This window comes from Dyadobacter sp. CY261, from assembly GCF_021440085.1.
GTDB lineage: Bacteria > Bacteroidota > Bacteroidia > Cytophagales > Spirosomataceae > Dyadobacter.
The window spans coordinates 522668-537493 of record NZ_JAKCPW010000003.1 but is presented as its reverse complement, the minus strand read 5'-3'; the positions used below and the strand labels follow the sequence as shown (position 1 = coordinate 537493).

Genomic DNA, 14826 nt, shown 5'->3' with positions numbered 1-14826 from the left:
GATGAACTGCTGAAACGCAGGGTCAAACCGTCCAAAATTTGGTGTAATCTGTTCACCCGTTAACGACCATTTCGCAGAAATCTGTCAATAAGTTGCAGGAAATTTGATTTTTAAACACCGCTGTGGCCGTAATCGCAACTTCCGGTGCTGTTTTAATTTGATCAACGCTTCATCACAAGCTTGGTCGCCGTGGTACCGTTGGTAAATATTGCCTTTATCAGATATTTTCCTGCCGCAAGTACCCGTATTTGCGCAGGTGTCGGTTCTCCGGTTGTTTCTATTGCGATGTTTCCCGATAAGTCGTAAAACGTCAATTTTTCTACTGCCTTGTTGCCCCAAAGCAATCTTAGCGGCCTGTCGGCTTCAAACGGATTGGGAAACGCGATCATGTTGCTTTCATCCAGGTTGACGGGACAAATGCGACTGTATGCGAAAGAGCTGTCATGATCCACCATTTTTAACCTGTAATAGGTTGTTCCATTGAGGTCGGCGAGATCATTGAAAGTATAATGCATGATAGTTTCGTCGGTTTTCTTGGAATGGACCTCACCGATTTTCTGCCATGCCTTCACATCGTTGCTCCTTTCAATTTCAAAGTGATCACTATCGACCTCACTGGTGGTTGCCCAACGCAGGCAGATTATACCACCCTCGCGCGAGGCCGTGAATGTAGCGAGCGTAACCGGTAAAGGGTCACGGGGATCTTGTTCCGCAAAGAGCTGGGCAAATTCGGGAAACATGCCGGCGACTTCGAGTTGACTTGCCGGTACAAAGCTTTCATTGGCTTTCGAGGCATAAAGAATGGCCGGAAGCGTCCCTTCGTAATGGGCAAATACCGCAACGGAATCAGGGTTAGGTGTGGTAAGGAGGAAATCATCTTCCCAAATGTCGAATATACTGATGTCCGGATCGATCAGTGGCGGTATCTGCGGGTTTTCCGGCACCAGAATAGCCGGATCGCCACAGGTAGTTACGGTAAAAGTCACCTCATGCTTCGATTCCAGGTCCCTGCGGTTCGGATAAGTCCTGGTGCAAATTACCTGATACTGCCCCGGTTGCTCAGCCTGAAATGTGATCTGATCACCCGTGGTTGTGAAGGCCTGTTGCGTGGGAAGTATCAGCCAATTGTGAATGTACTGCCCACCGGACGGCGTTGCCAGTGAAACGGAGATATTGGCCGTATTGCCCTCCGTCGCGCGGCTCTGGTTGAAAGGATAGCAGACGTTGTAGACTGAAATGATCGGCTGGGGTGGGAGGGGGAGTGCCGGGCAGGTCGTGCCTCCAGCGAGGAGGTTTTCGGCTTGGCCGATGGTTGTCCAGGGGATAAATCCGGCTTGGATATGTTCGGTGTCGTCATCAGTACCATAAATATTTGCAAACGGCGTCTGCCTTCCGGGGCCAGTGACGGCATTGACTGCGTGTAAGTCCAGTAACTCTCGTTGTACTTGCGTGTTTAAAGGGCCTTTATAGTCGATTGCGCTAAACGTCGGTATGAAGCAAAATGTGAAATATTTGGTGTCAAAAAATAATTTGTTAGGAACTGCCCTCGGGGTTATGCCACCGGGCAAAAAGTCATCATTAAACGGAGAAATATAATTAAGACTAACTCCCAACTTTTTGGAAAATATCCCCCACGTTGCAAAACGAAGCACATTAGTGTTCTGGTTAAGTGAATTCGTATGGATGTCAATATTGCTGTTTTGCAGGCCGAAAGGTGTCCAGCTTCGCAATATGCGATCACCATAGTTGTATTTGTCGAACAGGTCGCGATCTTGGGCATTCATACTACCGTGTGTTATAGCAATATTTCGGCAGTTTTGCGGGTATCCGCTATTGCCAAGGCTATTAAGACTGGCCTGGAAAGCATCAAATGCAGGCGACTTGGAGCCAACGCCGCCAGTAAGCTTGCCGCCCCAGTGGAGCATCATTTGCGTTGCGGCTGGCGTGGTCATCGAGTAATAGTAGTCACGCCAGGTTTTTGCGAAAAATTTGAGGATTACTTGTGTTAGCAATGTCGGGCCAGACTCCCATAGGAGCTGTGTCAGCCCAACGGGGACATTAGCACCCTGATTCGGGGTATCATAGCAAATCATGAGCCTGACATGGTGATTGATTCCATCCACTTCCATTTTTCGTAATGCGTACCGGGCAACCAGACCGCTCATGCAGACACCCAAAACGATGTTGTCAGTATTACCCTGCTTAATAGAATTGATTTGCTGAATGACCGCTTTCATAACCTGCGCGTTGTTTTCAATAGCAGCTGTTCCATCGTCGTAATCTATAAATACGAGGTCAAAACCCTCCCTGATCCATTGTGCAAACCGCTCGCGAAACATTGCTTCTAACTCGTCCAGATTTACATCGTTCGCGAAATCAAAACCTTCCCCTATGATCACGGCTTTGTCGAGTATTCCGTCGCAGCCCGTTACAATGCGAATGGTCGCGCCAAGGACTTGCGTCCGAGCATTATGCAGGGAAGTGTCGTTAATGGCGGCAGGTGCGGAGATATGGAATTCCATCGACGGTGGTATGCGTTCTAGTTGCCGTACATCGACATACGTTTCAAAATCGTAGTTTCGGTTTTTCGCAATCAGCCTTATTGTGATCGGATGCTTGCCTTCCGTTTCAAAGTGGTGCTTTACCAGTTGTTCCTGAAATGAATAACTGGCAAAGCCCTTGCCGTCGTCAAAGTCGATCGCGATTCCGGTAATCGGTTGTGTGTGATTGGTAATGAACAATTTGGGGCTGATCTTGAAAAAAACCTCGGCCTGATAAGCGTCCTGTTGCAGAGCAGCTGCGTAAACAATCCTGAACGGCGCATAAGCGGAGAAATCGACCCGCTTCCCCGCACGTTTGGTATCCTCGTTCAATCGAAGCTGTTTTTCAGTCAGATACACGGCTTCCATATCGATAATGCCAAGCGGAATGGTATCGTTCCGGGTCAGTTTCGAAGGGTTGATCTCCACTAAATCTTTCAGGGATGGTATGTGCGCATTTTTTGCACGGAGGTCGGCGTCGTACATGCGTTCGTAGAGGTTGTGCCATTCTTCTGCCGAAACAGGTTCCGGTTTCGAAAGCTTGCCGGAGTAAATTTGCTTTAAGTAATCAATTTCATGGCGTGTAGTGACCGCCGCATTCATAAATAGCTTATCGCCGAGGCCCGACAGGTCCAGTTCGTCCAGGGCATTTTGTCGTAATGTCTGATAGTCTTGAGCTAAAATGGTTTGACAAGACAATAGGAGGGACGCCAGGAAAAGGCATAGCTTTCCCGTGTCACATTTTTTGAAATGTGTCATTGGTGTATGTATTTGAAGTGAAAAATTATTTAGGTTCTAACTGAAAGTTCCATTCTGTTTTCTTGCCGATCATCCGAATGTTCTGTTCGTTTATAAGCTTAGCATGACGATACATCTTTTCATACTTTGGATTGTCCAGACCGTACGGAACCATGACGCTAATGTTTCCAAACTTTCTAGGTACTTCCAGGAGAATCTCATAATCACCATTCTCATCGGTGTAGGTCGATTCAAGGTCGTACACGCCGTTCAATTTTAAGCCGCTTACCAAAATCTTAATGCTGTCCACAGGCTGCTGATTTTGGTCATACACTTTGCCATACACGACCGTGGTGCGATCACCTAAATGTCCGCAAGCGAGCATCGACAGCACTGCGAGAAATAGACATGTTTTGAAAATACCTGATAGAGTTCTGGAGTGTTTATTCATAATTTGATTGCTTGTTTAATGAATGAATGCAAAATTTACTTTGGCTCTAACTCAAAGTCCCATCGCATTTTCTTCCCGATTATCGGACCACCGCAGCAACCTTTTTCATCGCGACTTCATAAAGCCTTTCAAATTTGGGATGTCAGGTAGATAGGGAATGTATATGCTTAGGAAGAGATATTTCCTAGGCACTTCTAAGAGTATTTCATATTCTCCATTCGCATCCGTGTATGTGGAAGCCAGATGAACGGTATTGGGAGATAGATTTGCTCCCGTTACCATAAGCATAATACTATCGACAGGCTGTTGATTTTGATCAATCACCTTTCCGTAAATGTAGGTGGTGCGCTCAAATTCACAGGCGGCGAGCGAGATGATAAGAGTAATAGCAAGACAGACGGATTGTAAGTTTTGCAACATTCAAACCATGTTTTCATAGCATGAGCATTTAGTTTAATGACGAATATTTCTCAAATCAAAAACATATTTTCTTTCCGGCACGATGCAATGACCGATCGGCAACCGGGGAATGATCAAGAGGAGAATTAAGGCCAATGGAAGTAGTGGTCATCTAACTTCCAGCTCAAAGTCCCACCGTGTTTTTTCTTCGATTTTTGAGATACAGCAGCTGGCAGTCTTACGCCTGTCCTTGAAGATTTTGGTGGTTTTGTATCGGGCCTGGCTCTCGGGACTTTCGCAGAGACTCGGAATGAATAGATCCAGCGCATAATATTCTTCCGGGACATCAATGTTAATGACGTATTCACCCTTTTTATTCGTGAATGTCTGTCCCAACTTCTCCGCATGGAGGTAACAGGAACCCGCCGCCAAAACCATGATGCTATCCACAGGCTGTTGATTTTGGTCGACTACTTTCCCGAAAATGCAGGTGCTGCGCTTGAACTCGCAGGAAAATGAAGGTGTCAGTATAAGCAGAGGCAACAGTAGTTTTGTGATGTCTTTTTTCATGGCATATTGATCAAATTCAGATAGTATGAAAGGGATAGGTACAATCTTCAATTCGCTGCTTCTGAATTAATATGCGATAAAATAAAGCATCATTTTCTCCGCGGCGCTCGGCAATGACCATACGGCCACGGATGAATAATCAAGCGGAATAATCGCACAAAAAAATCCCCTCCTCCAAGCGGAAGAGGGGATTCTGTATTTTAAAGGAGTAATCTTAGAAACTATAACGCAAACCGAATTGTACCTGGTAAGGGTTACCCGACGGCGTCACCACACCGGCAGTGTTTACACGGTATACATATTGGTTTTTTGCTCTGTCAAACGCAGGCTGCGCAGGGTTGCCGTTTGCAGCGGGGACACCCAATGCGTAAAGCGCTTGTGTACCCAGGGTTTTAGTGCGCCCCCATTCCTTATTGAGGAAGTTGGCGAAGTTGAAGATGTCGGCAGAAACTTCGATGGCGTGCGTGCCGGCGATCTTGATACGCTTCGATGCGCGAATGTCGAATATGCCGTAGAAGCCGTTGATACCACCGTTTCTTTCAGCGATTTTGCCTGAGTTTTTAGTGATATAATCTTTAATGCTTTGGCTCGCATCGGGGTTGTCGAGGATCGCCTGAAGACCAGTTCTAACGTTTTCAGGCACACTCGGGTCGTTTTTGTCGAATACAAATGCGAGGTCATTGGTACCTACGAAGTCGCCGTTGGTGTTACCGCCCGAGAGTAGGGTGTAGCGCGTGCCGCCGATTCCGGAATAACGAACACCCACATTTACACCCCAGAAACTCGGCAATGTGCCGTAAAATACGATCTTGTGACGGAACTGGTTGTCGGAATACGACATCAGGCTCAGGTTACGCGGATCGTCTCTGACGGGCAACGAAAGCGTCGCACTGTTAGCAACATTACCGTTGAACGAGGTGTTGTCTTTCACATCGTTGTAAGTATAGCTTAAAGTAATCTCCCCATCGCGGAAGTATTGATACTTTACATCGGCTACAAAAGAAAATGCATTAACCTTGCCTTCGCTGTTCAATTCCAGTACGCGACCGAACTGTGTAGCTTTCCGACCTTTCAGCCAGTCACCGGCACCATTCGTTGGCATATCGTTACCACCCGGTACGTATACGCCACGGTTACCCTCGTTGGCCAGGCGGAAGAATGGCTCGTCCACCATGTTCCTGTCCACGTACATATAGTTGTTGCGGCCCAAAGTCATATAACCTGCAACACCCACTTTCAGCTTGTCGGTCAGATACTTGTTGTAGGTAAAGTTGGCCTTATACATAATAGGCACCCGCGCATCTGAACCGTTGGTATTGATCGTCGGCAGTTGGAATTGTGACAAAGTCGGAATGCTGTTGTAGTTGGCGCGGTAAGCGGCAAAATCCGGGGTAGGGATATTCGGGCTGCGTACATCGACCGTCGCCAGGTGCTTTCCGTCAAACGTAAGGTTGTTGATCACCACATAGTTGTTGATATCCGACGCGAACACACCACCGCCGAGACGGAAAATATCGGTGTGCTTGTCGTTCACGTCCCACGTGAACTGAACGCGTGGTTGTACTACGAATGATTTGATCTTGTTGTCGGTGCGGATTTGCAATGCGTCGTATAAAGTCTGGTTCAAAGGAGAGCTTGGGTAATGCGCATAGTCGAGGCGCAGACCTGCAACCACATCCAAACCTGTTGCCAGGGCAGTTTTCAACTGACCATAAACGCCTGCATTCCAGATCGTTCCTTTTACTGACCAGTCGTCCATCAAAGGTACTTCTCGGTAGTAACGGTAAGGTTTCAGTTCATTGAACTGATCGAGGGCAGTTTTACCGGCAGCAGCGTCCACATTGTAGTGGAAACGACCATTTACCTCCGAGCCATAAGTCGAATGCGAACGGGTCATCATGATGTCGGCACCGAAAGTATATTCTACTTTATCAGTGTTATAGTACAGGTTATCAACCAATTGTACCACATTGTTGGTAAAGCGTTCCTGCGCGAAACGGTGACCACCCATTTGGATGTTGGTCGAGCGCGAGTTACCGTCGCTCAGCACGGAGTTGACGTTCTCCACAATCGCTCTTGGGATGTTGGCAGAAGGAAGCTGGTCGCCGGGAGCACTTTTTTGTTTGATAAACAAATGTTGCACTTTCAGCTCGTTGGTCACTTTCGAATTGAGTGTCGAACGGAGGGACGCGAGCAAGCTGTTGTCCTGGTTGAAGTCGTTTCCGTAAGATTCGTAGGCGTTGATCGTCGTATTATCCGCCAGACCTAGTTTGTTGCGGTCGTTGGTGTAGTTGTTCCGGATCGTCAAAAGGTTTCTGTTGTTCAACTGCCAGTCGAGACGGAGAAATGCTGCATCTGAACCACGCTTTTTATCAAAAGAACCAAATTGCGGGGTGTTGGCCATGCCGTACTTACTGCGGGCGATTTCCACAAATCTGTCGAGTGTAGCGCGCGTCACATTGAAACGGTTTTCGTCAACCGGGCTGAGAATATCCGCGATTATTAAAGGACGGCTGTCCTGCTGGTGATCCCATGCCATGAAGAAATGCAGCTTGTCTTTTAATATCGGTCCGCCCAATGAAAAGCCGAACTGGTTGGTAGAGAATTTGTTATTGATCTTATTGCCGCGAATATCGTACGGGCTCGACAACCAGTCGGCGCGTGTGTAGTTGAATGCGCTACCGCTAAGCTGGTTGGTACCCGATTTCGTTACCGCACTGATGGTACCACCACCGCTACGCCCGTAAGTGACATCATATTGGTTAGTAACCACCTGAAATTCACGTACGGCTTCGATCGAGATCGAATACGGAGCCCCGCTTCGGCTGGTGGTCGCACCCGCAGAAGTCGGGTTTTTCGCACTCATACCGTCGATGGTATAACCCGTTGAAGAGCCGAGCTGACCGGAAATGTTACCGCCGCGGCTCAATGGAGAAAGCTCCATCAGCGACGTAAAATTCCGTCCGTTCACTGGCAGGCGGGTAATGTCTCTCGCAGAAATGGACGTGGAAGCACCCAGGTTTTCGATTTTGTTCTTGATACCCGATGCCACAACACTCACTACTTCAAGAGTTTGACCGGCCTCTTTCATGTTCATTCTAACCTTGATGGCATCTCCCTGATGGAGTAGGTATCCCGTCAGCTTCTGCTCGCCAAACCCTACGTAAGTGGCTGTAACTGTGTAAGGTCCGCCTAATGGGAGCTCTTTGAATGCGTATTCACCTTTTGCGTTAGTAACGGTTCCGGTTGTGAAGCCCGTCGATTCGTTTTTGACCTGGACCGTCGCACCGGCCAGCTCTGCGTTTTGGTCATCGGTTACCGTTCCGGAAATGGATGCCTGCGTCGTTTGTGCCCTCAGTACCACAATGTTACTTAGGTAACAAAGCAATGTCAGGGTGATAAAAAGTAGAATTCTCTTATGCATGGTTGCGTTCTGGGTTAAACAAAATTCGCCGCAAAAGAAGAGGATCTACTTATCCAGAGTGTTATTGAAATGTTATCTAATTGTAAAGTCGCATAAAATTCCGAAGCGGACACTAATCTTTCAATTGGAGGACATTGGCGCCGAGGGGTTGTTCCATGGTCCGTTCGAGCAGTTTGTCGTGAACGGTGAAGGTGATTTCCAGCGAGCCGGTACTCACCGTCGCGCCGAGCAAATGGCCGCCATAAGCACGGAAATCTTTGCCCGTAATTACGCCGTGGCAATGCAGCGATGGCTTGCCATCCTGCCAGGCAATGGAACCTGTCATTGAAGCCATTTCCACGTCCTCGAACTCTTTTGGGTCGTATTCTTTGGTTTTGAAATTGAAAAAGCCAAACCGCGCATTCACAAAGCCCATTCCCGCTAACGTGGCCGAGGGGATCTTTTGCTTTATGGCCAGTTTCTCTATTTCTGCAAAAACATCATCGCCCTGCCGCAGCACCATCAGATAGCCCGCAGGGATTTTGGTGTACCGCTGCTGACTGGCCTGCTGAGCGGAAGATTGGGCTGTCATCAAAAAGATTGATAATGCTGTGAGCAGAAATAACGGGAAACTATGCATGATCGGATCAGTTTTAAGCTGACCCATTAGCCTAAACAATTATGCCCGCATTGCTCACAGCAAGCCGCGCGCAAGCACTCGGTAGGGATTATCAACCTGTTGCATATGTCCTGTCAATACCATTTCGGCAGTGGCTTTCCCCATTGCCTTAAAATCGGGGGAAATGGTAGTAATGCCATTCAGCATGGATTTTTTCGCATCGTTTTTCTGGTACGACAGGATCCCGATATATTTGCCAGGCGTAAGGTCGCTATTCATAAGTTGCCTGACAAGCTGCATCAGGCGGTCATCCGACAGCACAAAGAATGCTTCGCCCTCACAAATTATTTCGGTCGATAAGTGGTCGGAAATGCGGCCTACCAGAACCTTTCTACGCGCGGCTTCCAGTTTATCGGAAAATCCTATCCGATAACTTTAACAAGTGAAGCAAGTTCCTGATCGGCAAGTCCTTGTGCTTCGGCTTGTTGCAGTAAATCACTGATTCCTTTTACAAACGCGGGCTGAATGTTGGCATTTCGAAATGCGTGGTGAATGCGTTGTGTAGCAGCTACGCTGATCGCTAGGGGGCTCTGGCTGATCGTGAAATCGCCTTTTTCCACCACACCGATCTGGTGTTTGAAAAATTCCGTGAAGCCAGGCGTAATTTCTCCCAGGATCTCGTTGAATGCCGACAGGGGTAGGCCCGTTTTTTGAGCCAATACAATACCGTGGATCAAGCCGGTATATGAACCATAAAGCCAGGTAAGAGTAGCGAGATCCATCGCAGATGCCAGGGCCGCGCGGTCGCCCAGGTATTTGATATTGCCACCGAAAACGGCTAAGGTGTCACGGCTGCTTTCGAAATGGTCCTGGTTTCCTGATACGATAATAGTCGTTTCACGGAGGCCCATCTGGTCGGGAGCCACCTGTAATGCCCCATTAATATAGCCTGCATTTACGCCGGCGAGGCTTGTTTCCAATGCCTCAGCTTCTTGCGGATCGGCGGTTGTAAAATTGATCAGTGTTTTGCCGACGAGAATCGCTTTATCGGTAATGCTGTCGAATACGCGATCGACGGCTGCATAGTCGAGTACGCAAATGACGATCAACTGGCTTTGACGGATTGCTTCCTGCACGTCTTCATACACCTGCACGCCAGCAATCGTATCGGCCTTTGCGCGGGTCCGGTTCCAGACCGAAACTTTGTAACCTTTCGCTACCAGGAGCTCCGCCAGTCGAGTGCCCATTTGACCTAAGCCTATAACTGTGATTTGTTTTGTGCCCATTTTACTGTTCATGTTGATTTGATGAACACAAAATTCGGAAGCCATCCGCCGGACATCAATAACCGAAAAAAGATTCGGTTACCGAAAATTTATTCGGTATTGACTAAATTGGGTGTTCTTAAACCATAGCGACCAACCTATTCATCAGCCATATGTACCAGCGAAAAACACCGGAAGATCTTGAATGCGGTATTACCATTGCCATGAAAGTTTTCGGGGCCAAATGGAAGCCTTGCCTGCTCGATGCCATTCAGCGCGGCTTTCGCAGGCCAAGTGAAATGCACCGGGAGATCAAAGGTGCCACGCCACGTGTACTCGACATGCAATTGCGCGAACTCGAAGTGAGCGGGATCGTCGAGAAATGTCAGTCAGCCGGGTTTCCGCTGTGTACCGAGTACACGCTCACGGACATCGGCCGGAGCATTATGCCCATTATTGAATATATGAATGAATGGGGGTTGCAACACAAAGAGCTGGTTGGCGAGGAAAGGGGCGCGGAGACTATCGTGCTCTGATGCCCAACCTTCCTGGTCTTAATCCATATCCTTATAATGCCTCACTTTCTGGAACATTTCAATGAGTGTCGTCACCTGGAGTTTTTCAAAAAGCCTTGCCTTGTAGGTGCTGACAGAGCTCTCGGTAAGGTCTAGTTTCGAGGCTATTTCTTTGATCCAAAATCCTTCGATGAGCATATCCATGATGGTGATTTCACGGACCGACAGATCGAGCAGTGGATTGTCGGCGCGGTAATTGTGTTTATCGATCTGATTCAGCAGTTCCACCTTGATCCTCGGGCTTACGTACCGGCCCGTTTCCGCGACGGAAGTAATGGCAGTCCGCAATTCTTCGGTTGTAGAATTTTTAGAGACGAAGCCATTCGCTCCGGAGCGCAGATAATGTATGCCGTAAATTCTTTCTTCAATAGCCGAGAAAACCAGAACAGCGACATTCTTTTGAATGGCCCGCATCAACCTGATCATTTCAAAACCCTCTCCCCCAGGAATCTGAACATCCAGGATGATCAAGTCCTGCGGGTGTGCTTGTAGTTCAGATAAAGCGGCACAAAAAGACGTTGCTTCATGAATGGCTGCGCCTTTATATAAATCCTGTACGAGTATTTTTGTAGCCAGTCGTATAATCTGATAATCTTCGACAATTAAAATATTTTTCATCCGGACATGATCAAATACAAAAAATCAATTCCATTTTTTTGCGGAAGGCCCAGTGAATGAATCGGTATACAAATGGAACTCCACGAGATAGAAAAACAAGCGCCCTTCTAGATCGTTGAATCTAATGTGCTGATCAAAATCAATGGATATATAAAATTCTTTTTACCTGTATTTAAATAGACGTTTCAATATCAAAAGGAAATTTCAAAAATAAAAGTAAATCAATAACCCGGTTAATTTTTTTGAGGAAATGTAGACAACCAGCCTATTTTAGGGTCTTCTCCCGGAAAATACTAAGCACACGGGTAACTGATTGACTGGGAACGTCTTTGTTATTGATAATATGCGCTCCTGACCTGACGTCCTGGCATATACGGATCACCTTCGCTAAGACACATCAGGAGCGATATGCTGCCTCATAATGGCCTGATCTGGTTCCAGGTCGAGATCGATAGACAATTCGGAGCCTGTCTGCCGGACCGACAACTTGTGTCTTAAGGACAATAGTAACGACGCAATGAGGGATTGTTCAGCGTTTCCGGTCAGTCGATAGTTACCTGATCAGAAAATCGGACGCGTTCGAAGTCGGCTGCCTGCTTATGTCAACTGTTTTGGTATAAATTGCACTGAGTGCGCTCTAACTGCAAGCTTTGGGTTTGCAGGTTGAGGTTTGCCCTTTTCAGTTGCAGCCGTTCCATTTCAAGCTGCATATTTTTTGTCGTCGAATAAACAATGTGCCACGTTACCTTGGTGCAGAGTAACAGGGGATGAACCAGAATAAGCTGCGTGGCCTGTCATATTCTGTTTTTCTGTAAAGCAGCGAGTACGTTGGCCCGGTAGGTTACGCCAATTGGAATCTTCCGGCCGGTGTTTGTGGTGATCTCATTTCCCTCAATTTCCCGTATTACTTTTTTGTTGACAATATAGGAGCGATTTACCCTCAGAAACTGCGTGGGAGACAGCACTTCTTCAATTTTGGACATGGTCATATGGATTACCGCCACGCGATCGGCCCAATATAATTTAAGATAATCGCGCATACCTTCAATGAAATGGATTTCACTTGGTGCTACTTTAATGAGTTTTTTATTCTCTTTTAATAAAAGAAAGTCATTTAAGGCCCCTGTAAAAGTGTTAACATCGTCTGCCTCATGCGATTCACCGGCTGGCTGAACAAATTCCCGCCGGGGTTCGGAGGCGCCTTGCAAATGTTTTGGTAAATGTGCACTGTCGACCTTGTTGACGGCCTTTAAAAACCGCTCGAAAGGAACGGGTTTAAGCAGGTAATCGGTCAGTTCATGCTCGTAACCTTCGAGCGCATAGGAAGGGTCTGCTGTAATCATAATCACAGCAGGGCGGGCGGCCGGAAGGAGCTTTAATAGCTCAAAACCCGTCATTTCGGGCATTTCAATGTCAAGGAATACAATGTCCGGCTTTATATCCCGAATCATGAACAATGCATCCGTGGCGTTCTCGGCAAAACCGACCAGTTCGAGATAGGGCACTTTCTGTACGTATATTTCAATCAATCGGCGTGCATCAGCCTCATCGTCTACTATAATACAACGCAACCGTCCGGGAGACAACATACTGTTAGCATAACTTCGGTACTAAATTTCATTCGTCTGCAATAATATAGGTATTGGTCGAAATAAATGCATCATTCGGCGAAATTATTTTACTTCACGAAGCATTTGAGATTACTTTTAACTCGCTAAATGGAATGACGTTTGGCAAGAGAATAATAGATACTATTGGCCATGATAAAAAGATCTTTAACAATTGTTTTCACAAGCGGGATTCCAATGTGTCCGCTTCTGCTCCATATAAACCGTGATTACACTTCATTTGCAAACGACACAGGCTATCCGGTCTTGCGCAGTTTAATTTCTGAACAATTAACCTGGTGATCTCTTACTTCCATGTAGTTAAGGTGTATTGAATGGGTTGTTTAATTAGGATTTAACCCGGAAAAGGGCAATTTATCAAACCAAAACAACATACTTGGGCTACTGGAAAACGTCAACTTTTATAAGTAAAATGGGTGCTTAAAAAATAAAAAGCTCCTGGCATTTTGCCAGGGGCTTTTTTGTTTTCAATTCTACTAGTTTACGGTTAGTGATTTAATTCAATTTTAGCGAAAAGACTTAGCTGGTTTGTAGCTAAATATTGGCAAATGGTGGTCACGCAGGTAAGCATTGTTTTATCTAAGGATTCCGATTGTTCGTATATAGACATACGTTCAGATCGAAGGAGTTAATAAACGGGAAGATTCCGGTTTTTTGCAGCGCGATACTTTGTGCATATTTAACTTTAAGTTAACGATCCCGTCAAACGGATTCATTTAGTTTGCAGGCCTTTTCACAACTCCTTTTACAAGCTATGACTAAGCCTTTGACCTTTTTCTTCCTGTTGTTTGCCACGATCAGTGGATTTGCCCAAACCATTCGCGCCCCGACGCAGGACTATCACCTACTGACAGGCAACTCATTCGTTCAATCCAAAAACTGGTATTTGCTCACACTTTTTGAATCGCTTCCGGAGGTAAAGGCTTTGCTGGAAAAAGACAACGAACTGGGTGGTGTGGCTGCCGCCAGGTACAAAAACCTGGAAACATCGGTCAAGGAATGCAAAAGCGACTTCCAGTGCTACACCGGTAAAATGAAATTCTCAGCTGAAGAGATCAATGCAATAGGGGCCAGGCTGGAAGCGCTTTATAGTGAGAACAATGCATTGGGTAAATTGGTAAAACAACACCTGATCCCTTCCGGAACGTATATTCTTTTCAAGGACGCCAGCGAAAAAGAATTACTCAGAAAAGCCTGGGAACAGGATGCAAAAGGCATTAACCACACCATTGAAGTATATGCGGAAGGCAAAAAGCCGAATTATCCCGCCATTGACTCCATTGAATTTAAAACCACTGCGAAAAGTTACCCTGCACTTGTTTACGATGTAACCGATATCGTCCGTCAGGAGAAGAAAAGCATGGGAATGTTCTTTGGGCCGTCCATGCATTATGCGCTGCAATTCCTCGAAGTAAATGAGCGGCACGAGGCCGCGGATTACGAGCCGATGGCATCGACGGTCAACAAAGCAGCTTTCGAGCGGGTGAAAAAAATCGATTGGAACAAATTCAAATACACCCTGATACTCGTTCCCGGTGCCGGGCCGGATACTTACGACCGTGCGTTGAGCGAAGGCGGTATGCTCCGCTGCCGTGTGGCCGCATTGCGCTATTTTGAGGGAGCAGCTCCGTACATTCTCGTTTCGGGAGGCCGCGTGCATCCTTTCAAAACAAAATATAGCGAAGCATTTGAAATGAAGAAGTTTTTAATGGAGACGCTGCACGTTCCTGAGAACGCCATCATCATGGACCCGCATGCACGCCATACGACCACTAATATGCGCAATGGCGTGCGGCTGTTGTATCGTTATGGAATGCCGGTAGAGAAGCCCTGCCTGGTGTCGACTATGCGCTCCCAGAGCTATTATATTACCAACGACGCTTTCGTGGCACGTTGCATGAAGGAGATTAACCACGTGCCGTACAAACTAGGTAAGCGGCTCAGCGAGACGGATTTTGAATTCTACCCGGTGCTCGACGCGCTGCACATTGATGCCGATGAGCCGCTCGATCCCTAGGTA

The 14826-nt window shown here is 47.0% G+C and carries 11 protein-coding genes; 2 read left to right on the top strand and 9 right to left on the bottom strand.

Going from position 1 to position 14826, the window contains the following annotated elements; all coding sequences use genetic code 11:
* Positions 1-161 precede the first annotated feature (161 nt).
* From LZD49_RS12190 to LZD49_RS12160, 7 genes are all read right to left on the bottom strand, one after another.
* A complete protein-coding gene (locus tag LZD49_RS12190) occupies positions 162-3299 on the bottom strand; it encodes a T9SS type A sorting domain-containing protein (protein ID WP_234667628.1) in 3138 nt (1045 codons plus the stop codon).
* A 25-nt stretch (positions 3300-3324) separates the two neighbouring features.
* Complete coding sequence (locus LZD49_RS12185; RefSeq protein ID WP_234667627.1) at positions 3325-3729, bottom strand: hypothetical protein; 405 nt, start codon at positions 3727-3729, stop codon at positions 3325-3327.
* A 567-nt stretch (positions 3730-4296) separates the two neighbouring features.
* Positions 4297-4698, bottom strand: a complete 402-nt coding sequence (locus tag LZD49_RS12180) for a hypothetical protein (protein ID WP_234667626.1) — start codon at positions 4696-4698, stop codon at positions 4297-4299.
* A gap of 214 nt (positions 4699-4912) precedes the next feature.
* Positions 4913-8122 carry a TonB-dependent receptor gene (locus tag LZD49_RS12175; RefSeq protein WP_234667625.1) on the bottom strand — a complete coding sequence of 1070 codons (3210 nt, stop codon included), beginning with the start codon at positions 8120-8122 and terminating at the stop codon, positions 4913-4915.
* Positions 8123-8234: 112 nt separating this feature from the next.
* Positions 8235-8741, bottom strand: a complete 507-nt coding sequence (locus tag LZD49_RS12170; RefSeq protein ID WP_234667624.1) for a PPC domain-containing DNA-binding protein — start codon at positions 8739-8741, stop codon at positions 8235-8237.
* Positions 8742-8795: 54 nt separating this feature from the next.
* Entirely contained in the window at positions 8796-8999 is a 204-nt protein-coding gene (locus tag LZD49_RS12165) for a hypothetical protein (protein WP_234667623.1), read from the bottom strand.
* 143 nt (positions 9000-9142) lie between these two features.
* Complete coding sequence (locus LZD49_RS12160; protein ID WP_255720993.1) at positions 9143-10018, bottom strand: NAD(P)-dependent oxidoreductase; 876 nt, start codon at positions 10016-10018, stop codon at positions 9143-9145.
* 140 nt (positions 10019-10158) lie between these two features.
* Here LZD49_RS12160 and LZD49_RS12155 point away from each other — a divergent pair, with 140 nt between their 5' ends.
* Positions 10159-10521 carry a helix-turn-helix domain-containing protein gene (locus LZD49_RS12155; protein WP_234667621.1) on the top strand — a complete coding sequence of 121 codons (363 nt, stop codon included), beginning with the start codon at positions 10159-10161 and terminating at the stop codon, positions 10519-10521.
* 18 nt (positions 10522-10539) lie between these two features.
* On the opposite strand, the gene LZD49_RS12150 is transcribed toward LZD49_RS12155, so the two are convergent.
* Positions 10540-11178, bottom strand: coding sequence for a response regulator transcription factor (locus tag LZD49_RS12150; RefSeq protein ID WP_234667620.1), 639 nt, complete (start codon positions 11176-11178; stop codon positions 10540-10542).
* Positions 11179-11972: 794 nt separating this feature from the next.
* A complete protein-coding gene (locus tag LZD49_RS12145) occupies positions 11973-12767 on the bottom strand; it encodes a LytTR family DNA-binding domain-containing protein (protein WP_234667619.1) in 795 nt (264 codons plus the stop codon).
* A 793-nt stretch (positions 12768-13560) separates the two neighbouring features.
* Between LZD49_RS12145 and LZD49_RS12140 the strand changes: the two genes are divergently transcribed.
* On the top strand, positions 13561-14823 hold the full coding sequence (locus tag LZD49_RS12140) for a YdcF family protein (RefSeq protein WP_234667618.1): 1263 nt from the start codon (positions 13561-13563) through the stop codon (positions 14821-14823).
* Positions 14824-14826 lie beyond the last annotated feature (3 nt).

Excerpts from the sequence above, each read along its gene's own strand:
- LZD49_RS12190 (WP_234667628.1), bottom strand. The coding sequence starts at position 3,299 with ATGACACATTTCAAAAAATGTGACACGGGAAAGCTATGCCTTTTCCTG.
- LZD49_RS12185 (WP_234667627.1), bottom strand. The coding sequence starts at position 3,729 with ATGAATAAACACTCCAGAACTCTATCAGGTATTTTCAAAACATGTCTA.
- LZD49_RS12180 (WP_234667626.1), bottom strand. The coding sequence starts at position 4,698 with ATGAAAAAAGACATCACAAAACTACTGTTGCCTCTGCTTATACTGACA.
- LZD49_RS12175 (WP_234667625.1), bottom strand. The coding sequence starts at position 8,122 with ATGCATAAGAGAATTCTACTTTTTATCACCCTGACATTGCTTTGTTAC.
- LZD49_RS12170 (WP_234667624.1), bottom strand. The coding sequence starts at position 8,741 with ATGCATAGTTTCCCGTTATTTCTGCTCACAGCATTATCAATCTTTTTG.
- LZD49_RS12165 (WP_234667623.1), bottom strand. The coding sequence starts at position 8,999 with ATGAATAGCGACCTTACGCCTGGCAAATATATCGGGATCCTGTCGTAC.
- LZD49_RS12160 (WP_255720993.1), bottom strand. The coding sequence starts at position 10,018 with ATGAACAGTAAAATGGGCACAAAACAAATCACAGTTATAGGCTTAGGT.
- LZD49_RS12155 (WP_234667621.1), top strand. The coding sequence starts at position 10,159 with ATGTACCAGCGAAAAACACCGGAAGATCTTGAATGCGGTATTACCATT.
- LZD49_RS12150 (WP_234667620.1), bottom strand. The coding sequence starts at position 11,178 with ATGAAAAATATTTTAATTGTCGAAGATTATCAGATTATACGACTGGCT.
- LZD49_RS12145 (WP_234667619.1), bottom strand. The coding sequence starts at position 12,767 with ATGTTGTCTCCCGGACGGTTGCGTTGTATTATAGTAGACGATGAGGCT.
- LZD49_RS12140 (WP_234667618.1), top strand. The coding sequence starts at position 13,561 with ATGACTAAGCCTTTGACCTTTTTCTTCCTGTTGTTTGCCACGATCAGT.